The 24965-nt window shown below is 39.0% G+C and carries 26 protein-coding genes; all 26 read left to right on the top strand.

Features of this window, described 5'->3' with window-relative positions; genetic code table 11:
- Positions 1 to 185: 185 nt before the first annotated feature.
- The gene (locus ABH968_RS23720; protein WP_370047989.1) at positions 186 to 1202 is read left to right on the top strand and encodes an NAD(P)H-dependent glycerol-3-phosphate dehydrogenase; all 1017 of its coding nucleotides are present in this window, start codon (positions 186 to 188) and stop codon (positions 1200 to 1202) included.
- A gap of 343 nt (positions 1203 to 1545) precedes the next feature.
- Positions 1546 to 1755 (top strand): DUF2768 domain-containing protein, encoded by a 210-nt coding sequence (locus ABH968_RS23715; protein ID WP_370047987.1) that lies wholly within the window; start codon positions 1546 to 1548, stop codon positions 1753 to 1755.
- A gap of 21 nt (positions 1756 to 1776) precedes the next feature.
- Positions 1777 to 2568, top strand: coding sequence for a hypothetical protein (locus tag ABH968_RS23710; protein ID WP_370047986.1), 792 nt, complete (start codon positions 1777 to 1779; stop codon positions 2566 to 2568).
- A gap of 91 nt (positions 2569 to 2659) precedes the next feature.
- Positions 2660 to 4138, top strand: coding sequence for a stage IV sporulation protein A (gene spoIVA, locus ABH968_RS23705; protein WP_370047985.1), 1479 nt, complete (start codon positions 2660 to 2662; stop codon positions 4136 to 4138).
- Positions 4139 to 4337: 199 nt separating this feature from the next.
- Positions 4338 to 4610 carry an HU family DNA-binding protein gene (locus ABH968_RS23700; protein ID WP_004232618.1) on the top strand — a complete coding sequence of 91 codons (273 nt, stop codon included), beginning with the start codon at positions 4338 to 4340 and terminating at the stop codon, positions 4608 to 4610.
- Positions 4611 to 5155: 545 nt separating this feature from the next.
- Entirely contained in the window at positions 5156 to 5725 is a 570-nt protein-coding gene (gene folE, locus ABH968_RS23695) for a GTP cyclohydrolase I FolE (RefSeq protein WP_370047983.1), read from the top strand.
- A gap of 64 nt (positions 5726 to 5789) precedes the next feature.
- On the top strand, positions 5790 to 6008 hold the full coding sequence (gene mtrB, locus ABH968_RS23690; protein WP_049666799.1) for a trp RNA-binding attenuation protein MtrB: 219 nt from the start codon (positions 5790 to 5792) through the stop codon (positions 6006 to 6008).
- 614 nt (positions 6009 to 6622) lie between these two features.
- On the top strand, positions 6623 to 7390 hold the full coding sequence (locus tag ABH968_RS23685) for a heptaprenyl diphosphate synthase component 1 (RefSeq protein WP_370047981.1): 768 nt from the start codon (positions 6623 to 6625) through the stop codon (positions 7388 to 7390).
- Positions 7391 to 7405: 15 nt separating this feature from the next.
- Positions 7406 to 8110 carry a demethylmenaquinone methyltransferase gene (locus ABH968_RS23680; protein WP_370047980.1) on the top strand — a complete coding sequence of 235 codons (705 nt, stop codon included), beginning with the start codon at positions 7406 to 7408 and terminating at the stop codon, positions 8108 to 8110.
- 19 nt (positions 8111 to 8129) lie between these two features.
- On the top strand, positions 8130 to 9104 hold the full coding sequence (hepT, locus tag ABH968_RS23675) for a heptaprenyl diphosphate synthase component II (RefSeq protein WP_370047979.1): 975 nt from the start codon (positions 8130 to 8132) through the stop codon (positions 9102 to 9104).
- Between the two features lie 87 nt (positions 9105 to 9191).
- A complete protein-coding gene (gene ndk, locus ABH968_RS23670) occupies positions 9192 to 9608 on the top strand; it encodes a nucleoside-diphosphate kinase (RefSeq protein WP_370047978.1) in 417 nt (138 codons plus the stop codon).
- Between the two features lie 324 nt (positions 9609 to 9932).
- Entirely contained in the window at positions 9933 to 11081 is a 1149-nt protein-coding gene (locus ABH968_RS23665) for a thiolase family protein (RefSeq protein ID WP_370047976.1), read from the top strand.
- 15 nt (positions 11082 to 11096) lie between these two features.
- A complete protein-coding gene (locus ABH968_RS23660) occupies positions 11097 to 11858 on the top strand; it encodes a 3-hydroxyacyl-CoA dehydrogenase (protein WP_370047975.1) in 762 nt (253 codons plus the stop codon).
- A gap of 219 nt (positions 11859 to 12077) precedes the next feature.
- Positions 12078 to 13703, top strand: coding sequence for a long-chain fatty acid--CoA ligase (locus ABH968_RS23655; RefSeq protein WP_370047973.1), 1626 nt, complete (start codon positions 12078 to 12080; stop codon positions 13701 to 13703).
- 195 nt (positions 13704 to 13898) lie between these two features.
- Positions 13899 to 14129 carry a hypothetical protein gene (locus tag ABH968_RS23650; protein WP_370047972.1) on the top strand — a complete coding sequence of 77 codons (231 nt, stop codon included), beginning with the start codon at positions 13899 to 13901 and terminating at the stop codon, positions 14127 to 14129.
- 84 nt (positions 14130 to 14213) lie between these two features.
- On the top strand, positions 14214 to 14987 hold the full coding sequence (locus ABH968_RS23645) for a CheR family methyltransferase (protein ID WP_370047971.1): 774 nt from the start codon (positions 14214 to 14216) through the stop codon (positions 14985 to 14987).
- Positions 14988 to 15465: 478 nt separating this feature from the next.
- The gene (aroC, locus tag ABH968_RS23640; RefSeq protein ID WP_370047969.1) at positions 15466 to 16647 is read left to right on the top strand and encodes a chorismate synthase; all 1182 of its coding nucleotides are present in this window, start codon (positions 15466 to 15468) and stop codon (positions 16645 to 16647) included.
- Position 16648: 1 nt separating this feature from the next.
- Positions 16649 to 17740, top strand: a complete 1092-nt coding sequence (gene aroB, locus ABH968_RS23635; RefSeq protein ID WP_370047968.1) for a 3-dehydroquinate synthase — start codon at positions 16649 to 16651, stop codon at positions 17738 to 17740.
- Complete coding sequence (aroH, locus tag ABH968_RS23630) at positions 17737 to 18105, top strand: chorismate mutase (protein WP_370047966.1); 369 nt, start codon at positions 17737 to 17739, stop codon at positions 18103 to 18105. The genes aroB and aroH overlap by 4 nt, the downstream gene beginning before the upstream one ends.
- Before the next feature lie 18 nt (positions 18106 to 18123).
- Positions 18124 to 19224 carry a histidinol-phosphate transaminase gene (hisC, locus tag ABH968_RS23625; protein WP_370047965.1) on the top strand — a complete coding sequence of 367 codons (1101 nt, stop codon included), beginning with the start codon at positions 18124 to 18126 and terminating at the stop codon, positions 19222 to 19224.
- The gene (locus ABH968_RS23620; RefSeq protein ID WP_370047963.1) at positions 19221 to 20318 is read left to right on the top strand and encodes a prephenate dehydrogenase; all 1098 of its coding nucleotides are present in this window, start codon (positions 19221 to 19223) and stop codon (positions 20316 to 20318) included. Before hisC ends, ABH968_RS23620 begins: the two co-directional genes overlap by 4 nt.
- 92 nt (positions 20319 to 20410) lie before the next feature.
- Positions 20411 to 21697, top strand: coding sequence for a 3-phosphoshikimate 1-carboxyvinyltransferase (aroA, locus tag ABH968_RS23615; RefSeq protein WP_370047961.1), 1287 nt, complete (start codon positions 20411 to 20413; stop codon positions 21695 to 21697).
- 95 nt (positions 21698 to 21792) lie between these two features.
- Positions 21793 to 23061: a tetratricopeptide repeat protein gene (locus ABH968_RS23610; RefSeq protein WP_370047960.1), complete on the top strand. Its 1269-nt coding sequence runs from the start codon at positions 21793 to 21795 to the stop codon at positions 23059 to 23061.
- Between the two features lie 14 nt (positions 23062 to 23075).
- A complete protein-coding gene (locus ABH968_RS23605; protein WP_370047958.1) occupies positions 23076 to 23633 on the top strand; it encodes a ReoY family proteolytic degradation factor in 558 nt (185 codons plus the stop codon).
- A 185-nt stretch (positions 23634 to 23818) separates the two neighbouring features.
- Positions 23819 to 24292: a DUF2487 family protein gene (locus tag ABH968_RS23600; protein ID WP_370047957.1), complete on the top strand. Its 474-nt coding sequence runs from the start codon at positions 23819 to 23821 to the stop codon at positions 24290 to 24292.
- 154 nt (positions 24293 to 24446) lie between these two features.
- Positions 24447 to 24953, top strand: a complete 507-nt coding sequence (locus ABH968_RS23595) for a Rieske (2Fe-2S) protein (protein ID WP_370047955.1) — start codon at positions 24447 to 24449, stop codon at positions 24951 to 24953.
- Positions 24954 to 24965: the final 12 nt, after the last annotated feature.

Genomic DNA, 24965 nt, shown 5'->3' with positions numbered 1-24965 from the left:
TACACATACAATACGCCAACCCGACAATTATTGTTGGGTGGCGTCTTTTTACAAGAGAGGAAAGAATAATTTTTCTAATGTCTACTATAAAATTGCTTTGAAAGCTTTACTGTTGTAAGCCTTTATCTAGCATTTTTGTAACTAATATGAGTGAATTGTCTTTTCTAAACAAGGGAGGTTTTTAAATGGAAAAAGTTTGTGTATTAGGTGCAGGCTCATGGGGTTCAGCGCTTGCGATGGTGCTTGCTGAAAATGGGCATGATACACTTCTATGGACTCATCGAACAGATCAAGCTGAAGAAATTAACAACCTACATACAAATAGGAAGTATTTACCTGAAACGGTGCTGCCTACAAATTTGTATGCGACAAGCGATATTGCTAAGGCAGTTGCTCATTCTGAGACAATTGTCGTAGCCGTGCCTACTAAGGCTATTCGAGAAGTATGTGAAAAAATGATAGCAACACTTGATAAAAAAGTACTGTTTGTTCATGTATCGAAGGGAATTGAACCAGATACGTTAAAGCGAATTTCAGAAATTTTAGTAGAAAGTTTACCACCTGAATTTGTAGAAGAAGTTGTTGTACTTTCAGGTCCAAGTCATGCAGAGGAAGTTGTCTTACACCACCCGACAACTGTTACAGCGGCTTGTGCAAACATTGAAGCTGCAGAAAAAGTGCAGGATTTATTTATGAACCAATTTTTCCGTGTCTACACAAACAAAGATGTGATAGGCGTAGAAATAGGTGGCGCATTAAAAAACGTAATCGCATTAGCTGCGGGTATTTCAGACGGCTTAAATTATGGTGATAATGCCAAAGCTGCACTTATTACGCGAGGGTTGGCTGAAATTTCACGTTTGGGTGTTAAAATGGGAGGAAATCCATTTACATTCTCAGGACTTACAGGCATGGGGGACTTAATTGTCACATGTACAAGTGTGCACTCTCGTAATTGGCGCGCAGGTAATTTACTGGGGCAAGGAATGAAACTGCCAGAGGTACTCGATCAAATGGGCATGGTAGTTGAGGGGGTACGCACAACAAAAGCTGCCTATCAACTAGCAGAGAAACATGACGTTGCTATGCCAATAACAACGGAGCTTTATAGTGTCCTATTTAGTAATATAGAACCGAAAATAGCGGTTGATGCATTAATGATGCGTATGAAAAAACGAGAAATCGATGACATGATATACTAATTATATATATTTGCATGTATGTTGGTTTGGAAAATAAGCTTCCCGAGGGAAAAGTGAGATAGACGAGACCCTGCCGGAGCGAATGTTTTCTGTGCCAAAGCGAAGCGGCTCGACGCTCGCTGCCAACATACCTGATCTATTTGATTAGTTTTGTCATAAAATGGACATAAATAAGGTGTCTCAGGGAATAGCTGAGACGCCTTATTGTGTGCTTTTAATTGAATATTTTATAAAGGTTGTCCATTTGATGATAGTTATTGGACAACTATTTCTTTTTAGCGAAAGCACATAGTATAATATACTTTGATTGTTTCGTGACGTTATAGAAAGGTGGTTGTCTTAAATGGGTCCGTTAGCACATTTACCTGCGCTTGATGTAATGTGGGTATCGTTTTATTGTATCGGCTTTTTGATTATATCTATCGGTTTAATTTATTTAGCTCGAAATAAGGTTTCGAACGTTTTTTTACGTACAATCGTAAATTTAATTGCATACATACTGTTTGGGCTTGGCACATTTTTAATGGTACTAATTGTTGCCACATGGCCATGAAAATGATGAGGTGGAAGTGACATGAAAAAACTAAGGGCTTTTCTTTTTGTAATAGTAACCGCTGTACTTCTGGTAGGTTGTGCATATCCAGAAGACGAAAAAATGGCAAAATTAGTGCCTGATGCTGACCAATTAGCTGCGGTTCAGCGTGCGGTTGATGAATACCGTGAAGCAACTGGTGGACTAGTTCCAATTAAAAATAGTGAGCTAGATACAGATTTATATATAAAATATTTAATCGATTTTGAAAAACTAATGCCTAAATATCTTGCACAAATACCAGGGAACGCCTATGAAAAGGGTGGGATTTTCCAGTATATTATTTGGGATCCTGAGAATGAAGCTAAAGTAAAATTGGTAGATTTAAATGCAGCCGAGCGAATTCGTGAAATTAATATTCGTAAACTTTCAACCCAATATTTACCGATAAAGGGTGCGGCTTCAGATAATGTATATCAAATTAACTTTGAAGAATTGGGCTATAAAACAGATGTAACTGTGAAAAGCCCCTATTCTGGTGCCGAATTACCTATATTTATGACAGGCGATGGTGAAATGCATGTCGACTATTCAATCGATTTAGGCCAACTACTTAAAGAAGACAAGCCTGATGTGAAGCCTGGAGATGATATTCGTCAGCTACTTGTCGATAAATATCCTGTAGTACCAGCTTATTCTATACCGTATACAGTAGACGAAAAAGGCGAGCCAATTTATTTTATGGACGCCTATAATAGTGACGCAAAAAAAGCTAGAGAAAAAGCTAGAGAAAAAGCAATTCAAGAGTCTGAATCCAAAACTAAAAAAGAATAGACACTAAGCTCCTTACATTTGTGAGGAGCTTTTCATATTTATCTATCAGCTTGCATATAGTGAAAAAGCGTAGATAAAGGAGGCAGAAACCTTGAGTGAAGCAGTATTTAGAGAAATTGCAGAGCGCACAAATGGCGATGTTTATATTGGTGTTGTCGGTCCAGTACGTGTAGGTAAATCAACATTTGTAAAAAAGGTTATGGAAGCGGTCGTGTTACCGAATATAGTGGATGAAACAGAAAGAATGCGGGCACAAGACGAGTTGCCACAAAGCTCGCCGGGTCCAGTCATTATGACTGCTGAGCCGAAGTTTGTGCCTGCCCAAGCAACTCGTATTGCCGTCGGTGATGATGAAATGACGTTCCAAATTCGTTTAGCAGATTGCGTTGGTTATATCATTGAAGGGACAAAGGGCTATGAGGATGAAAATGGGCCAAAATATGTGCATACACCTTGGCATACAGAGCCTATCCCTTTCGAAGAAGCGGCGAAAATAGGCACAGATAAAGTTATTCGTGACCATGCTAATATTGGAATTGTTGTAACAACAGATGGCACGGTAAATGGGATAAGTCGTCGTGCGGCAGAGAAGGCTGAAGAGGAAATTGTAGAGCAATTAATGGATATTGGAAAACCTTTTGTTGTTGTATTAAATTGCCAAATGCCAGCACGGGAGGAAACGGTACAGCTTCGAAATGAGCTATTTGAGCGCTATAATGTTCCAGTAATTGCCACTTCAATTGATCAAATGCGCGCATCTGATATTCAGTATATTTTGCAAGAAGCATTATTTGAATTTCCAATTCGAACAATTGAGGTGGAAAAGCCAGATTGGTTAGATGTTTTAGATGCAACACACCCATTGAATGTTGCATTAATTGATTCGATGGAAGAAGTGTTGTCATCTGTTATGAAAATTAGGGATGTACAGCAGGCGTCAGATGCCTTTAAAGCCATTGATTTTATTGACCAAAGTGAAGTGGTACATGTGGATGCTGGTATTGGGACCGCGATCATTCGAGTGTCATTACAAAGTGAACTCTATAAGTCGGTTTGCAATGAATGGCTAGATGAGCCTATTGAGACGAAGCGAGATTGGCTACTCTTTATTAAAGAGTCAGCTGAAGCAAAAGAGGCGCAAAAACGCTTTAAAAATGCTATTAGTCAAGCAGATTCGACTGGTTATGGTGTAACATTACCGATGATGCAGGAGTTTGAGCCAACAGCACCAGAGCTTATTAAACAAAATAATTTTTATGGTGTGCGTATGAAGGCAAAAGCGCCATCATATCATATCATTCGTGTAGATATGGAATCAGAATTTGCGCCACTAATTGGCTCTGAATTCCATAGTCAACAATTGCTTAAGGATTTAAATCATGCTTATTTACATGATCGTGACGCTTTATGGAACACACAGCTTTTTGGAACCCCGCTACATGAAGTGTTAAAAGAAGGAATACGCTATAAAATGGATGCTGTTCCATCCACAGCCAAAAAACGGATGCGACAAACAATTGAACGTATGGTAAACGAAGGTGATAGAGGATTGGTTACATTTATTTTGTAGTGAAAAAATGAAAAATAATGCGCAAAAAATTATCACAGGGCTCTTCGTTCTTATGCGAAAAGTCCTGTTATTTTTGTTTTTTGGGTGAAAAACGTATTTTTTGGTTATAATCATGAATGAATACAGTTGCGTAGCGGTTTTCTATGTGTTAATCTTTTTACAGAATTGGTTCATGACCCTTTGAGAGGAGGTGAATGGTGTGAATAAAACAGAATTAGTAAACTCTGTTGCTGAAGCGGCAGGTCTTTCTAAAAAAGACGCTTCTAAAGCAGTTGAAGCTGTATTTGATACAATTCAAGATGCTCTTGCAAAGGGTGACAAAGTACAATTAATTGGTTTTGGTAACTTTGAAGTACGTGAACGTGCGGCTCGTAAAGGTCGTAACCCACAAACTGGTAAAGAAATCGAAATCGCTGCTAGCAAGGTACCTGCTTTCAAACCAGGTAAAGCGCTTAAAGATGCTGTAAAATAATACACGTCTAGTAGTTACATAGGGCAGTCTTCATGTAAACGAACATGGAGGCTGCTCTTTTTAACTTCTTTCAGTGAATGTACAAACATCCGCTGAAAGAAATTAAAGCCTCCGGCGGATGTCACGGAAATCGGAAAGGAGTTCTTTGTGCAAGCACAAAGCCGATTCTGGACGCAATTATGCCGAGGCATAATTGATCTTCACTACGAAAAATTGCGCACATAGCAAAATAAGATAATGGTACATAGAAAGATGCAATAAACATAAGTGTATGCAACGTTGATAGCATATGCACAATTGAGGTCCATCACTAAAAGTTGGGCCCCAGGAAAGCGCCCAGTCGGAACGGAAATCAACCACACGTTATGGTGGTGAGTCAAAATTTATAAAATATGCTCCAAATTAGAAAGCATTAAGTGGCTATTTTGCTCATATAGCGCTGAATTTCTTTTGAATCAAGTAAGTCGTTTTGCGCTTGCCTTTTGGATATGCTACGATGCATAAGGAAATGTGTAATGTATTGATACGCAGGAGGGTTTTTACGGATGTCGAATGTTGATTTATTGAAAATAGAAGAAGCAGTAAAAATGATTTTAGAGGCGGTAGGGGAAGATGTAAATCGTGAAGGTTTACTCGATACACCGAAACGTGTAGCAAAAATGTATGCAGAAATGTTTAGTGGCTTACATGAAGACGCAAAAGATTATTTTAAAACAGTGTTTCATGAAGACCATGAGGAATTAGTACTTGTAAAGGACATTTCATTTTATTCGATGTGTGAGCATCATTTAGTGCCTTTTTATGGAAAAGCTCATGTCGCATACATACCAAATGATGGCATTGTTGCTGGACTAAGTAAATTAGGACGTGCAGTAGAAACCATTGCTCGTCGTCCGCAATTACAAGAACGCATTACTTCTTCAGTGGCAGAGACAATTATGGAAATGCTCTCTCCGAAAGGTGTTTATGTAGTGATAGAGGCGGAGCATATGTGTATGACTATGCGAGGACTTAAGAAGCCAGGGTCTAAAACTGTGACATCGGTTGCACGTGGCATTTACGAAGAAGATGAAGTAAAACGTAGAGAAGTTTTATCATTTATTCAAATGTCTTAAATTGCATGTCTAATTATGTTATGATGAACAAAGAATTTGTCGGATTTAAGGGAGTGTACAGACAATGGCGCAAGATTATATTGTTATTCAAGCAGAGGAAGATGGCGTGCATGTAATCGGTTTAACACGAGGTACAGATACAAAGTTCCATCATTCTGAGAAATTAGATGCAGGCGAAGTTATGATTGCTCAATTTACCGAACATACATCAGCCATGAAAATTCGTGGGAAAGCACAGATTCATACAGCTCATGGTGTTATAAATAGCGAAGCTAAAAAGTAATAGAGAGAAATACCATTCAGAAGTGCATTATGAATGGTTTCGTGTCTATGCAAAATTAGTGATGGCACATATAAATCGACTAGATGTGTAAAACTAAGTTTATGTTTTCACTCCAATTTTAACTTCTTTCAGCGGGTGTCCAAACACCTGTACCTGTCGCTACGCTTTCGGTACAAAAAATATTTGTAGCTGACGCTTTGCTTTCGCTACAGAAAACATTGCTGAAAGAAGTTAAAGCCTCCGGCGGATGTCACAGAATCGGAAAGGAGTTCTTAGAGGATGTTAGCCTAAAATCATCGCATCCATGCGATAACGGCTAACTGACCTGCATCGGTAAAAACGCCACGTCCTGTGGCATTACCGAAATGACCGACATCGTGTCGGCCCTCGTGCAGGCCTAAGCACAAAGCCGATTCCGGACGCAATTATGCCAGGCATAATTTATAGGCAGTTGGATTTCTACCGTTTTTTAATGGGGAAGCTCTACTGCCTATCATGTTGAATAAAGCAAAAATTTTTTATTCCGAATCGTCGCGTATGCTATAATGACTCAGTAAGTAAGCATTAGGTCATGAAGTGACTAACATATTTGAAAGTGAAATGGAGTAAGGTCTATGAATGCAACATACATTCAAAATTCAATTGCACAATTAAAAACAGAGATTTTCATGGATGTTCGTCATAGAACTTTGCAAAAATACACAGGATTGCCTGTGCTCGATGAAAATCAATTATTTTACTTGTTAGTTCCCTTTTTGAATGGGGAAGAGTGGCAACAAGAGGAAAGAGAAGCTGCAATCACTGTTGGAATTGTGTACGCAGCCTTAGCGGCGCACGATCATATTAAAGAATTAGATGCCACATCAAAAGAACAGCAGCTAACCGTTTTAGCTGGAGACTTTTATAGTGGCCGTTATTATGAGATTTTAGCGATGTCGGGAAATGTCGCATTGATTCGAAATTTGTCACAAGGAATTGTGGCACGTTGTGAACATCAAATTAAAGTATATGAGGCAGAAAAACGATCAATCGAACAATGGTTTGCCTCAATAACTAATATTGAATCAGGATTAATTTCAAAGTTTTTTGAGCTTTATTCATTTAGTGATTATATTCCAATTATGGAGAAGAGCTTATTAATCTTGCGTTTAGAAAGAGAATTGGCGACATATCAACGTGGGCAAGTATCTTTAATGAGTAGGGTTCTTGAAGAAAGCGCGAGATATGCTGGAGCGACCTATGGCAACGTCATACAGGACAAAATTGTGCAATTAAAAACAGAGCTATTACAGGTGATAGAAGATGCATCGTTTTTACAAGGTGATGTGAAACAAGCTCTACAAGCACGTGTAGAGGCATCCATTGCTTCTACTAATGGATAAGAGAGGTTTTTCAAAATGGCTAAAACGAAAGAAGAGCACGTGCACGAAGTATTTGAAAGTATTTCGGAAAACTATGACAAAATGAATGGTGTTATTAGTTTCCAGATGCATGTTGGCTGGCGCAATGATACGATGAAGCACATGGCAGTAAAACCTGGAGCGAAGGCTCTAGATGTTTGCTGTGGTACGGCAGATTGGACAATTGCATTAGCCGAGGCAGTTGGTGAAGGTGGAGAAGTAAAAGGGCTAGACTTCAGTAAAAACATGCTAAAGGCTGGCGAGGAAAAGGTAAAGCCATACCCACAAATTGAACTAATACATGGAAATGCTATGGAGTTACCTTTCCCAGACAATACATTTGATTATGTAACAATTGGTTTTGGGCTTCGCAATGTACCAGATTATTTACAAGTTTTAAAGGAAATGAATCGTGTTGTAAAACCAGGGGGAATCGTTGTTTGTTTAGAAACATCTCAATCGGAAATTCCAGGCTATCGACAACTATTCCGTTTTTATTTTAAATATATAATGCCGATATTTGGTAAAATATTTGCGAAAAGCTATAAAGAATATTCTTGGCTACAGGAATCAGCAAATGATTTCCCAGGTATGAAGAAGTTAGCGGCATTGTTTGAGCAGGCAGGTTTAGAAAAAGTAACGTATAAAGCATACAGTGGCGGTGCTGCGGCAATGCATATAGGCTTTAAAAAAGTACGTTAATGGGGGAAGGTTTTCACACGTGGAAAAGATGAAGTTAAAACTACTCTATTCCGATTTGAAATCAGATATCGATATCATTGAAAAAGAATTAGAAAAAGCAGTGAACTCTTCTTCATGTTTGATCAATGATGCTTCTCTCCATTTATTGCAAGCTGGTGGCAAACGGATACGACCAATTTTTGTGTTGCTTGGCGCGAAATTTGGCGAATATGATATCGAAAAGATGAAGGATGTAGCCGTGCCAGTAGAGCTTATTCATATGGCATCACTTGTGCATGATGATGTAATTGATGATTCCAATATGCGAAGAGGACGCCCGACTGTCAAATCACAATGGAATAATAGAGTTGCAATGTACACGGGCGATTTTATTTTTGCGCGTGCACTTGAATATATTACAAAGCTTGAAGACCCATTAGTTCATCAAATTTTAGCACGTACAATGGTGGAAATTTGTAACGGTGAAGTCATTCAAATCGAAGATAAATTTAGATTAGATCAAGGATTAAAGGATTATTTTAGACGAATCAAACGAAAAACGGCATTACTGATTTCTTCTAGTTGTGAACTTGGTGCAGTAGCAGCAGGTGTAGATCCCAAAACAGTGAGACATTTGAAACGCTTCGGCTATTTTGTGGGCATGAGCTTCCAAATTATCGATGATGTTTTAGATATTATGGCAACTGATAAAGAATTAGGGAAGCCAGCAGGTAGTGATTTATTGCAGGGCAATATTACGTTACCGATTCTATTGTTAAAAGATGATCCTGTGATGCAACCTTATTTGGTAAAAGTATTTGCAGGTACGTTGACAGAAGCAGAACGTCAAAATATGCTGAAGTATGTGCGTAAATCTGACGCGATTGAGCAAGCTAATAAAATGAGTGATAAATATTTGAAAAAGGCATTACAGGAAATAGATGCATTACCAAAACATCCCGTCAAGAAAAAACTTCGTGATGTCGCTTTGTTTATGGGTAAGCGTAAATTCTAGCTTTTTGTTGTACAAAGGCTCATTTTTTGTTAATATTTATCGGTAGGTGTAAAACCTGTTATACGAATTTTAAGGAGTGTTTTAAAAATGGCAATCGAACAAACTTTTTTAATGGTTAAGCCTGATGGCGTAAAACGTCAAGTAGTAGGAGACATCGTAGATCGTTTTGAACGTCGCGGTTTTGTATTGAAAGGTGCTAAATTAATGGTAATTCCTGCAGAATTAGCAGAAAAGCACTATGCAGAGCATGCAGAGCGTCCATTCTTTGGTGAATTAGTTGATTTCATCACTTCTGGTCCTGTATTCGCTATGGTATGGGAAGGCGAAAACGTAATTAAGCTTGCTCGTACAATGATGGGAGCAACTAAACCTGAAGAATCTAACCCAGGTACAATCCGTGGTGACTATGCAACAACTGTTTCTCATAACATCATTCACGGTTCTGATTCACTTGCTTCTGCTGAGCGTGAAATCGGCTTATTCTTCGGTGAAGATTTAGTTTAATTCGCAAAGTTTAATTTGCAAATAGATTAAGCAATCTCAATTTAGTTTGAGATTGCTTTTTTTGTGCCTCGAAATGGAGTGAAGGATAGCTTTGTTAAAGTAACAGATAGAACCCAAGAAACTAAAATACTTACTAAAACAGTGGATAGAATCTTCTAGATACATATAGAATTGTTAAATACTTCTTAGTCATGTAAAATAAAAGATATAATATTCTGATAATTAAGGTTTTTTAATAGTTTATTATCAAGAATATATTTCATAACATCTAAATACATTGGATGATAGGTAATGAGAGAATTGACAGTGCAAAGGGGTTTTTTTATGAGAGAAGTAGTGATTGTATCAGCTGTTCGTACAGCAGTTGGCAGGAGTAAAGGGGCATTAAGCAATGTTCGAGCAGATGACTTAGCGGCAGATGTTCTGCAAGAAGTGGTGCAACGGGCAGGCATCAACAAGGATCAGGTGGAGGATGTTATTTTTGGCTGTGTGACGCAAACTGCAGAACAAGGAGCAAATATAGCCCGTACGGCTTTATTAATGGCAGGCTTTCCGGAAAGTGTCCCAGGTGTGACAATCGATCGTCAATGTGGCTCAAGTCAGCAGGCTGTACATTTCGCCGCACAGGCTATTTTAGCAGGCGATATGGACATTGTTATTGCTGGTGGGGTTGAAAGCATGACGAGGGTGTCAATGGGGTCTAACATGAAGGGTGCCCATGCGGGTGCACGATTACAAGACAACTATACAATTATACATCAAGGGTTATCAGCCGAGAAAATAGCGGAAAAATGGAACTTATCAAAGGAGCAGCTAAATAGCTATGCTTACAATAGCCATAGACGAGCATTAGCTGCAATTGAGGCGGGCCATTTTAAAGAGGAAATACTGCCTGTCCAAGTTACGCAAGAAGACGGCGCAGTTACAACGTTTTCTGTGGATGAAGGACCTCGGGCAGAAACGACAGTTGATAAATTAAATGGACTAAAAACCGTTTTCCAGGAAGATGGTGTGATAACAGCTGGTAATGCAAGTCAAATGAGTGATGGTGCCTCAGCAGTAGTTATTATGTCTTTAGAAAAGGCACAGGAGCTTGATATCCAACCGCTTGCTAAAATTGTTACAAGGGTTGTTGTTGGCTCGGATCCGACGTTAATGCTAACTGGTCCAATTGAGGCAACTAGACAAGCACTAGAACATTCAGGTCTTACGATAGAGGAAATTGATACTTATGAGGTGAATGAAGCTTTTGCGCCAGTACCACTAGTTTGGTTGCATGAAATTGGAGCAGATCAAAATAAATTAAATCCAGATGGAGGAGCAATTGCTTTAGGGCATCCATTGGGAGCGACTGGTACAAAACTGTTAACAACGATGCTATACAGAATGGAACGAGAAAATTTACGTTATGGCTTACTTGCAATTTGTGAAGGTATGGGAATGGCGAATGCCACTATTATAGAAAAAATGTAAAAGGGGTTGTGTTTGATGAATGAAGTAATAGCAGTTGTAACAGGGGGAGCATCTGGTTTAGGAGAGGCGACTGTTCGTAAAATTGTTGCGGAGGGTGGCAAAGCAGTAATTTTTGATCTTAATGACGAGCGAGGACATGCGCTAGTAGAGGAGTTAGGGGAGAATGTCCAATATGCACGTGTTAATGTCACAAAGGAAGCTGATGTAGCGGCAGGGCTTGAGCAAGCAGTAGCAAGATTTGGGTCCATTAATGTCACAGTGAATTGTGCTGGAATTGCTGATGCAAGTAAAGTACTTTCAAAGCGTGGTGTACATGCCCTCGATTTATTCGAAAAGGTAATTTCGGTAAATTTAATTGGTACTTTCAATGTTATTCGCCTAGCAGCTGAGAAGATGCAACATAATGAGCCAAACGAGGATGGTCAGCGTGGTGTTATTATTAATACTGCATCTGTGGCAGCATTTGATGGGCAAATAGGACAAGCTGCATATAGCGCATCAAAGGGTGGTGTGGCAGCGATGACGTTACCGATTGCCAGGGAGCTTGCTGAAATTGGTGTACGTGTTATGACTATTGCTCCAGGGTTAGTAGAAACACCAATGTTTGCATCGTTACCAGAGCCAGCAAGAACAGCGCTTGCCCAAATGACTCCATTCCCTAAACGACTTGGGAAGCCATCAGAATACGCGCTATTAGTCGAAAGTATTATCCAAAATGGTTTATTAAATGGTGAAGTAATCCGCTTAGACGGTGCGATTCGTATGCAGCCGAAGTAGGGATAACTTGAAGGTGCTCGACTCCTGCAAAATAAACTGACAGAATGACCGAAGGCTAAAACCACCTTCCCGTGATTACGCTTTCGTGAAGCTCTGAAGTGAAAAGTGCTTGTCTGCGGATAGCGAGCCGAAAAAGTTAGCTTGTTTCGTATGTAATTATTGGTAGTAGCAGTCAGCCTTGGACGATTCAAAAATTTATGAACAAAGGGGAGCGTTTTTATGCATATGATGGATACACCTTTATTATTAACAAGCTTTTTGGATCGAGCAGAACGATTTTTTCATGCGAAAAAAATATATTCGCGGACAAGTCCTACAACAATTCACGAGTTTACTTATAAAGAATATGTAAAACGAACTCGTAAGCTAGCAGATGCCCTTACAAAGCTGGGAATGGAGCGAGGTATGAAGGTAGGTACCTTTGCTTGGAATCACCATCGCCATTTAGAAGCATATTTTGCAGTACCATGTGCGGGAGCTGTATTGCATATGATTAATATTCGATTAGCACCTGAGCATATTGCATATGTTATTAATCATGCAGAAGATGAAATATTACTAATTGATGATAACTTAGTTCCACTTATTGCACCAATTGTCTCACAGCTTAAATCGGTTAAGCATTTTATCGTAATGGGAGATGCTGTCGAGCTAGAAAACATCCCATTACCGAATGCTCTTTCTTATGAGGCATTACTTGAAGAGGCGAATGATAATTTTAGATTCCCAGATGATTTAGATGAAAATACACCTGCTGGCATGTGTTACACAAGTGCAACTACAGGAATGCCAAAGGGTGTAGTATATACTCATCGTAGTATTGTCCTCCATACTATGGCAGCAGGAATCTCGGATAGTATTGCAATAGGCGAGGCTGATGTTTTACTACCTGTCGTACCAATGTTTCATGCGAATGCGTGGGGATTTCCGTTTGCTGGTGTATTATTTGGTGCTACACAGGTGCTTCCTGGGCCAATGTTTACACCGCAGCTATTACTTGATTTATTTGAAACATATAAGGTAACGTTGACTGCTGGAGTACCGACAATTTGGCTTGGGGTATTACAGGAGCAACGCAAAAATCCTCGTGATTTGTCTTCAATACGGTTGATTGTATGTGGTGGTTCAGCATCGCCGCTCGGTCTAGTTCGTGGCTTTGAGGAGGAGCTTAAAATTCCTTACATGACGGGCTACGGTATGACCGAGACGTCGCCACTTGTTAGCGTATCGACGTATTTAACACATATGCAAGATTATACGATGGATGAAAAAATGGACGTTCGTATTACGCAGGGAATAACAGTGCCGCTCATTGAGACACGAGTAGTCAATGAAAACGGTGAAGTACCTTGGGATGGCAAAACAATGGGCGAATTGACAATTAAGGGCCCATGGATTGCTGCAGAGTATTATAATGATGAACGAACAAATGAAGCCTTTAAAGATGGCTGGCTCTACACTGGTGATATTGCTGTAGTGACAGTAGATGGTTATATCAAAATTACAGATCGGACAAAAGATTTAATTAAAAGCGGTGGAGAATGGATTTCTTCAGTAGAGCTTGAAAATGCTTTGATGTCACATCCTAAAGTGTTTGAGGCTGCTGTTATAGCCATTCCCCACGAAAAATGGATTGAACGACCTCTAGCATGTGTTGTACCAAAGCCTGAATTTAAGGATTCCATTACGAAATCAGAGCTGCTAGAAGATTTACGATCGCAATTCCATAAAACATGGATTCCTGATGATGTTGTATTTTTAAATGAAATACCGAAAACCTCTGTAGGAAAATTCATGAAGGTAAAATTGCGAGAAGAATTAAAGGATTATCGAGTAGAGGTTTAGGAGACTAAAAAATTTTGAAGGTGGTGACTAACTACCTTCATTTTTTACGTAAAAATTTAGGGGATATAGGCTCATCACGTTTAACAATTGGCAATGAGAATATTTTAGCTAAATTAATGAAAGAATGAAAAGAAAAATGAAACTATTTTTTCCATATTGCCGTATAATCATTATTAATGAGAGGATGTGGATGTATTGTCAATTGCGATAGTTGCTATTATTGGTGGAGTCGTTATTAGTTTAGCAGGGATTTTTACTGATGCCTATACAAGAAAGCAAAAAATTAAATTAAAGGCTATTGAGAAAGAAACGGAGTTAGAAAAGCTTCGATTAGAAACGTATACGATGGAAACAGAAAAATTACGTCTAGAATTAGAGCAATCCAAAGTGTTATTATTAGAGGAAAAACAAAACTCAACTAAGTAACTTGGATTACATGTGAAAGACTATTTCAGGAATGGCACTTTTCCGCTATAATGGAAATACGTCGCTAGAGGGGAAGAAGACCGCATGTCTGATTATGAACAGTTTATAGAAGGTATAAAGCGCAAGACAGGAATAGATTTAGCGCTATATAAAGAAGCGCAAATGAAAAGACGATTAACATCTCTGTATGAGAAAAAGGGACATCGTAATTTTGTGGACTTTCTAAAGGCGCTTGAACAAGATCGTGATTTAATGAATGAGTTTTTAGATCGCATGACGATCAATGTTTCCGAATTTTATCGCAATGGGAAGCGTTGGGAAGTGTTACAGAAAAAAATATTTCCAAAATTACTGCAATCTAATAAACGTTTGAAAATTTGGAGTGCTGCTTGTTCAACGGGTGAAGAACCTTATTCTTTAGTCATGGTATTATCGCAATTAGTGCCATTATCTCAAATTCAAATCATTGCTACTGATCTAGATGAGAATGTCATTCAAAAGGCGAAATTAGGTGTGTATCCAGAGCGCTCATTAGCTGAAGTGCCGAGTGATATTAAAGCTAAGTATTTTGAGCAAGAAGGTTCCTTTTATAGGGTCAAGGATGAGATTAAACGTTGTGTGACTTTTAAGAAACAGAATTTACTTAAAGACCATTACGATTCTAATTATGATTTAATTGTTTGCCGTAATGTGATGATCTATTTTACTGAAGAAGCGAAGGATCAGATTTATACGAATTTTAGTAAAGCATTGCGCAAGGATGGGGTTTTATTTGTTGGATCTACAGAGCAAATTTTTAATCCATCTCGTTATGAGTTTGAAGTTGAGGATACATTCTTCTATAGACGAAATAGTTAATAATATGAGAAAAGCATTCGTACAGTAGACACTATGAATGTCATATACATATTTTAAAGGCTTAAGACATAGATGAATCGTACGCTTTTCGCTTGGTTTAAGCAAAAAGCGTATTTTTTATTAGTTATCTCGCATCAACAGTAGAGTAAGATCCCAACCTTAAAATTTAGCGAGAGCAAATAAGGGAGGTAGGAACTTACATGTCTGTAAAAAGCCTAATCGGTGAAGACTAATAATTAGTAAAGATGAGGAAACTATCTTTTTTTTAAATAAATCGTTCAGAATATTCGAATTTAACAAGGTGCTCCAAATTAATTTCAAGGTCTTAATAAAAATGTTAGGAGTTGCTGAAATAATCCGAAATTTACAAACGATTAAAACGAGTCTTAAAAGACATTTGCAAAAGGACTGTTTTTTTAGAGAATATATGTTATAGTGAAAAATACATACTTTAGCGAGTTGAAGGGAGAAAGTGTTTATGCGTTACTTAACAGCGGGAGAGTCACATGGACCCCAATTAACAACAATTATTGAGGGCTTACCATCGCTCTTACCAATTACAGCAGAAAAAATTAACCATGATTTAAAACGTCGTCAAGGAGGACATGGACGAGGTCGCCGGATGCAAATCGAAACAGATACAGTGGAAATAGTCGCTGGTGTTCGTCATGGACAAACACTTGGTTCTCCCGTAGCACTCGTAGTCACAAATGATGACTGGAAGCATTGGACAAAAATTATGGGAGCAGAACCGTTAGCAGAAGATGTGAATCCTGAAGATATTAAGCGTCAAATTTCACGCCCTCGTCCAGGACATGCAGATTTAGTTGGAGGCATGAAATACGGACACCGTGATTTACGTAATGTGTTAGAGCGTTCCTCAGCGCGCGAGACAACTGTACGTGTCGCAGTAGGTTCTGTTGCAAAAGCGCTATTAAATGAACTAGGCATTTCCATTGTGGCACATGTAACAGAAATCATTGGTATTAAGGCAGACACTTCCTTAGTGGAAGGGAAATCTGCAGATGAAATTCGTGCCATTGTTGAAGCAGATCCTTGCTATTGCGTTGACCCAGAGGCTTCTGCAAAAATGGTAGAGGCAATTGATGAAGCGAAAAAAGCGGGTGACTCCATTGGTGGTGTTGTTGAAGTCATCGTTGAAGGAATGCCAGCGGGTGTTGGTTCATATGTTCATTATGACCGTAAGCTAGATTCGAAATTAGCAGCTGTAATGCTATCTATCAATGCATTTAAAGGTGTTGAATTTGGTATTGGGTTTGAAATGGCACGCCGTAAAGGCTCTGAAGTACATGATGAAATCATTTGGTCAGAGGAAGAAGGCTATACACGTGCAACAAATCGACTTGGTGGTTTAGAAGGTGGAATGTCTACTGGAATGCCAATTGTCGTACGTGGTGTAATGAAACCAATTCCTACATTATATAAACCGTTGCAAAGTGTTGATATTGAAACGAAAGAGCCATTTAAAGCTAGTGTAGAGCGCTCGGATAGCTGTGCAGTACCAGCAGCATCAGTTGTTGCTGAGCACGTTATTGCCTGGGAAATAGCGAATGCAATATTGGAACAATTCCATAGCGATCAATTACCTCAACTAAAAGCTCAAATCGACGAACAGCGTCGTTATACAAAGGGGTTCTAATATGCGAGTACCAGTAGCAACGAAATCGCATCAATATGAGGTTGTCCTTGGTCATAAATTTTTAGCAGAGGCAGTAAAAGCATTTGATGATAAGCTTCAAAAAGCGGATAAACTCATTGTTTTTACAGATGCTAATGTATGGGCAGCGCAAGGAGATTATTTCAAGGTTAATTTCCCTTATCATTTTGAGGTCTTTGTCTTACCAGGTGGTGAGGCATGTAAAACCTTCGAACAATACAATGCAGCACAAACATTTTTACTTGAACAAAAATGCTCACGTAAATCATTTATTTTTGCATTTGGTGGGGGTGCTGTAGGTGATTTAACAGGCTTTGTGGCAGCCACTTATATGCGTGGAGTGCCGTTTATTCAAATCCCAACTACGATTTTAGCACATGACTCAGCAGTAGGCGGTAAAACAGCTATTAACCATCCACTAGGTAAGAATATGATTGGTGCGTTTTATCAACCTGAGGGAGTTATTTACGATACCGTATTTATCGATAGTTTACCTGAGCGCGAGGTACGTTCAGGAACAGCAGAAGTGATCAAGCATGCGATGATTTCTAATGCAGCGTGGTTAGAGGAATTAATGGCTGCAGAGACAGTTATTCATTTCAACACAGAAGAATTAGCGAAGCAGCTTAGAAAAGGTATTGAAGTGAAAGCACAAATCGTAGCAGAGGACGAAACCGAGCAATCCGTGCGGAAATTTTTAAACTTAGGCCATACTTATGGGCATGCCATTGAAGCGGCCGCTGGTTATGGAAAAGTAGCGCATGGAGAGGCTGTAATGATTGGTCTCGTATATTGTTTATTATTAAGTGAGCGATACGGTGAATTAGACCGTAACTTCACTACAGCATTTTTGCAATTTGCAGTGAAGAATGGCTATCCATTTGAAGCTGTGAAAGAATATACCTTTGAACAGTTAACAGAGTATTTAATGAAAGATAAAAAAGCGGAGTATGGTATTTTACAATTTGTATTGTTGGATAAAATTGGTAAACCCTTCGTGCAACCAATTGATTTAGCAGAGTGCAGAGAAGTAGATGCCGAATTCCGACAGCTATTAGCGGAGGTGCTTGTATGATTCGTGGACTTAGAGGAGCAATTACAATTGAATCTGACAAGCCAGAGCTTGTATGGGATGAGACAGCAAGATTAGTGCGTGAAGTAGTAGCAGCCAATAATGTGGAAATAGATGATATTGCTTCTATACTAATATCCACAACACCTGATATTACGTCAGCATTTCCAGCACGTGCTGTACGGTTAATGGACGGGTGGCAGTATGTACCTGTCATGTGTACGCATGAAATGGACGTGCCGAACGCATTGCCACTTTGTATTCGTGTATTAATACATGCGAATGTGGAAGTAGCACAAAAGGATGTAAAACACTTGTATCTCAATGATGCAGTGAAATTAAGACCAGATTTAGCCCAAGCTAAATAATTAGAGGAGATGTTTGAGATGAAATGGAAACAACAATTGGACGGTATGCAAGCATATAAGCCTGGTAAACCAATTGAAGAAGTGCAACGTGAATATGGCTTACAAGAAGTCATCAAACTAGCATCTAATGAAAACCCATTTGGGTGCTCACCTAAGGTAACTGCTTATTTACAAAATAATTCAGTAAATCATGCTATCTATCCAGACGGCTATGCGCAAAATTTACGTACAGCTGTTGCAAATCATCTAGGTGTCAAAGAAACACAGCTTCTTTTTGGTAACGGCTCCGACGATATCATTGCAATTATTACTCGTGCATTGTTGTATCCAGGTGTAAACACAGTGATGGCAGACCCATCCTTCTCTCAATACTGGCACAATGCTGAAATAGAAGGCGCAGAGGTACGTAAAGTTCCTTGTATCGAAGGTGCACATGATTTAGATGCAATGGTAGCTGCAGTTGATGGTAACACATCGATCGTTTGGGTTTGTAGTCCAAATAATCCAACAGGTGTGGTGATACCTGATGTTGAATTGCGTGCATTTTTAGCTAAGGTTCCAAGTGATGTGCTAGTAGTATTAGATGAAGCATATATCGAATACGTAACGCATCCTGGTCACAAAGATACTCTACCGTTAATTGACGAGTTTCCGAATGTACTATTAATGCGTACATTCTCAAAAGCATATGGTCTTGCGTCTTTCCGAGTTGGTTATGCAATTGGGCAACCAGACGTGATTGCTAAACTAGATCCAGTAAGAGCGCCATTTAATAATACAATTTTAAGTCAAGCAGTTGCGACAATCGCGTTAAGTGATCGAGAATATATAAAAGCTTGCCGTGAAGCAAATGAAATAGGTAAAAAACAATATATTGAATTTTGCGAAAAACGTAATTTGAAATACTTCCCTTCTGATACGAACTTTATTTTCTTTAATACGAATACTGATAGTGATGTTGTTTTCAATGAGCTAATGAAACGAGGTTTTATAGTCCGTAGTGGAAATGCGTTAGGATTGCCTGGGTTTATCCGCGTGACAATCGGAACAGAGGCTCAAAACGAAGCGTTGTTAGGTCACCTTGAAAACGTCCTAAAAGAGCAAGGAGTTTTTGCATGATACGCAACGTGCTCGTTATTGGGCTAGGCCTAATTGGAGGCTCAATTGCCTTGGCATTGCAAAAGGCACCAGAAACAAAAATTATTGGCTATGATATGGATGCGAAAACACGTGAACATGCGAAAACATTAAATATTGTTCATGATATTGTGTCAGACCCCAAAGAAGTTGCAGCCGACGTGGATGTTATCATTTTTGGCACTCCCGTCAACGCAACACTTGAATGGATGGAACAATTAAAAACATGGCCGTTAAAAAATAAAGTAATCGTAACAGATACAGGCAGTACAAAAAAGATGATTATGCAAAAGGCTGGGGAGCTACGTGAGTTAGGCATTACCTTTATTGGAGGACATCCAATGGCAGGCTCACATAAAAGCGGTGTTTTAGCTGCAAAGGCTCACCTTTTTGAAAATGCGTATTATATGTTAACACCGCTCGCCGGCGAAGAAATTGTTAAAATGGCACAGCTTGAAAGTCTATTAAAATTTACACATGCAAAGGTTGTAAGTGTATCTGCTCGTGAGCATGATCATATGACAGCTGTAGTTAGTCATTTTCCACATGTCGTTGCTGCTTCTCTTGTGCATCAGTTGGGCGGAGAAAATGGGGAATATCCGATGACACGTTCACTTGCTGCAGGTGGCTTCCGTGATGTAACGCGTATTGCCTCGTCCAATCCGATTTTATGGCGAGATATTACATTGCAAAATCGAGATGAGCTTATTGCACAGCTAGAAGGCTGGGAAAAGGAAATGAGTCGTGTGAAGGAGCTGCTTTTAAATGGCAGCTCGGATGACATAGAAACATACTTTGCGGTTGCCAAAGAAGTAAGAGATGAATTACCGATTAGTGCAGGAGCAATGTTCACATCATTTGACTTATATGTTGACGTTCCTGACTATCCAGGGGTTATTTCTGAGGTGACAGGCTTACTTGCAGACGAAGCGATTAGTATTACGAATTTACGTATCGTAGAGTCACGAGAAGACGTTTTCGGGATTCTTGTTATTAGCTTACAAAGCGAAAGTGACCGTGAACGTGCAGCAGCGTGTATACAAAATCGTGCTAATTATGAAACATATATTTCATAGGCAGCCTCGGAAATCTGAATAGGAAATAACAGTTTAAAAGAAAGCGTCGGAATTACGGCGCTTTCTATCTTCATATTGGAGGGAAAAAACCGATGAGTGAAAAAGTATTACAATATGATAAACCTTCCTTACAAGGGACTTTAACGATTCCAGGTGATAAATCTATTTCTCACCGTTCCGTTATGTTTGGAGCTATTGCAACGGGTAAAACGACAGTTGACGGCTTTTTATTAGGTGAGGATTGTTTGAGTACAATTGATTGTTTCCGAAAGCTTGGTGTAAAAATTGATGTGGAAGGAACAAAAGTATCCATCGACAGCCCAGGTATTGAGGGTTGGCAAGAGCCTACAGAGGTACTATATACAGGAAACTCTGGTACGACGACACGCTTAATGCTAGGGATTCTAGCTGGATCTAATGTACATTCAGTGATGACAGGGGATGCGTCAATTGGAAAGCGACCGATGCGCCGTGTTATTGATCCGTTACGTCAAATGGGTGCTCACATTACCGGAAGGGTAGATGGGCAATATACGCCATTAGCCATTCAAGGTACGACAGTACAAGCTATTGATTACCACATGCCTGTTGCAAGTGCACAGGTAAAGTCAGCTATTTTACTTGCGGGTTTACGTGCTGAAGGTACTACAATTGTGCGAGAAACTGAAGTATCTCGAGATCATACTGAGAGAATGCTACGTCAATTTGGTGCACAGGTTGATGAGGTGGATGGTGTTATTTCATTAAAAGGAGGGCAAGCTCTAACAGGGACGCATGTTTCTGTGCCAGGTGATATTTCATCTGCTGCCTTTTTCTTAGTAGCGGGAGCTATCTGTGAAGATAGTAAAATAACGTTAGAAAATGTCGGAATTAATCCTACACGAGATGGTATCATCGAAGTGCTTCATAATATGGGAGCATCTATAACACTTATGCCGAATGAAGATAGCCAATCAGAGCCGACAGCAACAATTACAATTGAAACGTCAACATTAAAAGGAACTACAATTGAGGGAGATATTATTCCTCGTCTTATAGATGAAATCCCGATCCTTGCTTTATTAGCAACGCAGGCAAACGGTAAAACTATTATTAAGGATGCCGAGGAGCTAAAAGTGAAGGAAACAGACCGGATAACGGCTGTAGTGGATGAATTGAAAAAACTAGGTGCTAATATTGAAGCAACTGAGGATGGAATGATTATTGAAGGACCAACTCAATTACGTAGTGCTAGCCTTCAAACCTATGGTGATCATCGTATAGGAATGATGGGCGCTGTTGCAGCACTAATATCAGATGGGGCTGTTACTTTAGATGACGCAGAATGTATTGCGGTTTCTTACCCATCGTTTTTCGAGCATATTGAGGAAGTAATATAAATCTATGCTTGACTCTCCAAGCCTTTTGGGGAGTTTTTTCTTGTTTCGAAAGAAAATGTTTTGTAGCATAAAGGTATTAATGAAAGAATAGGTGAATGACTGTGAACAATGCGATGACTGAAATGATGCAAGCACTTGAACAAGGGGACTTAGCATTAATTGAACAGCTACTTGAAACATTTTTAACGAAGGAGCTACCTGAGGAAATTTATGCGCTATCTGAAGTTTTTATGCAGTATGGATATATGAAGGAAGCTGACCGTGTACTGGAGCATCTACAATTTTTATTCCCAGAAGAGGCACAGTTAAAAATTGATCGTGCAAACGTCTTAATGGAACTTGGCGATGAAGATGAAGCGTTAGATTTTTTATTAGAAGTAGAGGAGTCATCTCCAGAATATCCTCAAGCATTATTAGTATTAGCGGATTATTATCAAATGCAAGGATTATTTGAAGTAGCAGAAATGCGCATCAATGAGGCACTATCTATATTACCAGAAGAGCCATTATTACAATTTGCTAAAGCGGAGCTTTTATTTGAAACGGGTCGTTTTTTAGAGGCTGCGAGATTATATGAAGATTTGTCTGAACAACAAGTTGAATTTGCTGGGGTAAGTCTTGTTGAAAGACTTGCTGAGGTGTATCGTGCAGGAGCTGCCTATGAAACGGCTTTAGATTACTATTTAAAAGCACTTGATGATGAAGTAAAGCCAGATGTTTTATTTGGTGCTGCGTATTCTGCCTTTCAATCACAAAAATATGAAATGGCCATTAAACAATTAGAGGAATTAAAAGAATTAGACCCTGATTATTTTTCTGCCTATTTATTACTTGCTGAAAGCTATGCTATGACGGAGGACAATAAAAAAGCATACGCTGCCATTCTGGAAGGATTAAAGCGTGACGAATATGATAAGACCTTATTCTTATTCGCTGGTAAAATGGCTTTAAAAACTGGCTTGCCAGCTGAAGGCGAGCAGCATCTACGTGAAGCCGTTGCTTTAGATCCTGAATACATGGAGGCAGTATTAACATTAATCTCTGTGTTGTCACAACAAGAGCGTCATGAGGATGTAATAGAATTATTTGAAACGTTGCAAAAAAATGATTTTGAATGGAGCACTTTATACCCATTTGCTGCGGTTGCATATGAAAATTTAGAATTGTACGACCGTGCATACGAATTTTACCGTTTGGCATATAATGATTTTAAGGAAGACGCAACGTTTTTGGAAAAATATGTTTACTTCTTATTAGAGGAAGGAAAGCGTTCAGAAGCTAAAGAAGTACTCGGTCAATTAATAACTATTCAGCCCGGTGAACTTGAGTGGCAAGAGAAGTTAGAAACCTTAGAATTTGAGTAAAGGAGGGAGTGGGTATGACTGCTTCTGTATCAGTTGTCGATAAAAAAGCATTTGTTAGATGGTTTTTAAAAAATTATCAATTGAAACGTCGTGAGTGTGTATGGATATTGAATTATTTGTTAAGCAACGATGAGTTATTAACACGAATTCGATTTGTTGAAGAAGCCCACTATTGCCCTAGAGCAATGGTGATGTCAACAGTTGACTCAACAGGTGTGCCATTTCGTTTTTACAAAGGAAATGTAATGACAGCAGATGCCGAGAAATCTTTCCATGATTTACGCTTACATGAACATGAAGATATGTATATACAATTGAATTTTCCAAATGTACCACCAAGTGCACAATACTTAGCAGTTCTTGAAGAAAACCCTTATATGCCGGAAGCACTCATTGTCAGTGAAAAAGATCGTTTACTTGCAGAAGAGCTGCTTTCCAACAGCTTACTCGTATTCCAAGAAGAAAAATTACTCGCGCAAATTGATGAAGCCCTCGATCAGGGAGATGAAGAGCGCTTTTATGAATTGTCTAATTTGTTACAAGCTTTAAAGGAAACGGCTAATTTACATTAGTTTTAGGTAAAAATTGAATGTCCTTTATCTACCTCGATATGATAACATAACAAGTGAATGATTGTTTTCACTTTTTATTGGCTATCCTATTGAAGAGTGGAGAAGGGCATTTTTTTTATCTTCATTCAGTGGTACCAAACACCTACTGAACGAAGATAACAATTACTCCAAGGAGAAATTGATTTATGCAACATGAGGAGGTTTATGAGATGTATTTTAATGCAAGCGATGTGACATCGTTTATGGCACAGAAGGAATTTATCGATACAGCAATTGTTCCACTCGTAACCGTCGATTTAACTTCTGAAAAAATGAAACAGAGTGGTACAGAGGCAGATTTTTTGTTATCGCTCACATCTTTTATCGAACAACAGTTTAAAGGCCGTCTATTACTGATGCCACCATTTTCGTATAGTGCAACATTAAAAAACGAAGATATGCCAAAGCAATTAGAGGCACAATTACATAATGCTGGTTTTAAGCATGTGTTCTTCATTACTTGTGACCATTTTTGGACAAATATTGAAGATGAAGTAAATGTTATTTGGCTACCAGCGATTCCGTTAGAAAGTATGGATAAAGGCGTGAAAAACTCCATTCTCGAAGATCAATTGCGACAAGTGATTCCGATGCTTTCGACCAAATGGGCACAGATTTAACAATTTGTTTCAATAAATGTTCACATTCTCCAGCTTTCCACAGAATGCTATATTGACCAAGCTATGGACTTGATATATCATAGATATGTCCTAGTATTACTATTTGTAAATGAATGTCCGTTGGACTGACCTTTAAGTTAGAGGGGGGAAAAAAATGAGTAATAATCGAGTTTCACGTCGTCAATTCCTAAGCTATACACTAACTGGTGTAGGTGGCTTTATGGCGGCAGGTATGCTGATGCCGATGCTTCGCTTTGCAGTTGACCCATTATTACAAAAACATGATGGTGGGAATTTTATAAAGACAGAGCATAAAATCGCTGATATTACTGACAAACCAGTTAAAGTTGACTTAAAATTTGAACAAGTTGACGCATGGTACAAATCAGAAGTAACAAACGTTGCTTGGGTTTACAAAGATGGCGATCAAATCGTTGCATTATCTCCTGTTTGTAAGCATTTAGGATGTATGGTAGGCTGGGAGGAAGATTCAGCACATCCGAATCAATTCTTCTGTCCTTGTCACGCTGGACGTTACGAGAAAAATGGTAAAAACGTACCAGGTACACCACCTACAGGTCCGTTGGATGAATACGAAGTTAAAGAAGAAGATGGTTACTTATCGCTTGGTCCAACTAAAGCAAATACTCTAGTTAAGTAAGGGGGTACAAAA

This window comes from Lysinibacillus sp. RC79 (genome assembly GCF_041262405.1).
Lineage (GTDB): Bacteria > Bacillota > Bacilli > Bacillales_A > Planococcaceae > Lysinibacillus.
Note: the sequence above shows the minus strand (reverse complement) of the source record. Positions and strands in the feature narration are given on the sequence as shown.

Coding starts and splice junctions, on each gene's coding strand:
- ABH968_RS23720 (WP_370047989.1), top strand. CDS start 186: ATGGAAAAAGTTTGTGTATTAGGTGCAGGCTCATGGGGTTCAGCGCTT.
- ABH968_RS23715 (WP_370047987.1), top strand. CDS start 1,546: ATGGGTCCGTTAGCACATTTACCTGCGCTTGATGTAATGTGGGTATCG.
- ABH968_RS23710 (WP_370047986.1), top strand. CDS start 1,777: ATGAAAAAACTAAGGGCTTTTCTTTTTGTAATAGTAACCGCTGTACTT.
- folE (WP_370047983.1), top strand. CDS start 5,156: ATGTCGAATGTTGATTTATTGAAAATAGAAGAAGCAGTAAAAATGATT.
- mtrB (WP_049666799.1), top strand. CDS start 5,790: ATGGCGCAAGATTATATTGTTATTCAAGCAGAGGAAGATGGCGTGCAT.
- ABH968_RS23685 (WP_370047981.1), top strand. CDS start 6,623: ATGAATGCAACATACATTCAAAATTCAATTGCACAATTAAAAACAGAG.
- ABH968_RS23680 (WP_370047980.1), top strand. CDS start 7,406: ATGGCTAAAACGAAAGAAGAGCACGTGCACGAAGTATTTGAAAGTATT.
- ndk (WP_370047978.1), top strand. CDS start 9,192: ATGGCAATCGAACAAACTTTTTTAATGGTTAAGCCTGATGGCGTAAAA.
- ABH968_RS23665 (WP_370047976.1), top strand. CDS start 9,933: ATGAGAGAAGTAGTGATTGTATCAGCTGTTCGTACAGCAGTTGGCAGG.
- ABH968_RS23660 (WP_370047975.1), top strand. CDS start 11,097: ATGAATGAAGTAATAGCAGTTGTAACAGGGGGAGCATCTGGTTTAGGA.
- ABH968_RS23655 (WP_370047973.1), top strand. CDS start 12,078: ATGCATATGATGGATACACCTTTATTATTAACAAGCTTTTTGGATCGA.
- ABH968_RS23645 (WP_370047971.1), top strand. CDS start 14,214: ATGTCTGATTATGAACAGTTTATAGAAGGTATAAAGCGCAAGACAGGA.
- aroC (WP_370047969.1), top strand. CDS start 15,466: ATGCGTTACTTAACAGCGGGAGAGTCACATGGACCCCAATTAACAACA.
- aroB (WP_370047968.1), top strand. CDS start 16,649: ATGCGAGTACCAGTAGCAACGAAATCGCATCAATATGAGGTTGTCCTT.
- aroH (WP_370047966.1), top strand. CDS start 17,737: ATGATTCGTGGACTTAGAGGAGCAATTACAATTGAATCTGACAAGCCA.
- hisC (WP_370047965.1), top strand. CDS start 18,124: ATGAAATGGAAACAACAATTGGACGGTATGCAAGCATATAAGCCTGGT.
- ABH968_RS23620 (WP_370047963.1), top strand. CDS start 19,221: ATGATACGCAACGTGCTCGTTATTGGGCTAGGCCTAATTGGAGGCTCA.
- aroA (WP_370047961.1), top strand. CDS start 20,411: ATGAGTGAAAAAGTATTACAATATGATAAACCTTCCTTACAAGGGACT.
- ABH968_RS23610 (WP_370047960.1), top strand. CDS start 21,793: ATGACTGTGAACAATGCGATGACTGAAATGATGCAAGCACTTGAACAA.
- ABH968_RS23605 (WP_370047958.1), top strand. CDS start 23,076: ATGACTGCTTCTGTATCAGTTGTCGATAAAAAAGCATTTGTTAGATGG.
- ABH968_RS23600 (WP_370047957.1), top strand. CDS start 23,819: ATGCAACATGAGGAGGTTTATGAGATGTATTTTAATGCAAGCGATGTG.
- ABH968_RS23595 (WP_370047955.1), top strand. CDS start 24,447: ATGAGTAATAATCGAGTTTCACGTCGTCAATTCCTAAGCTATACACTA.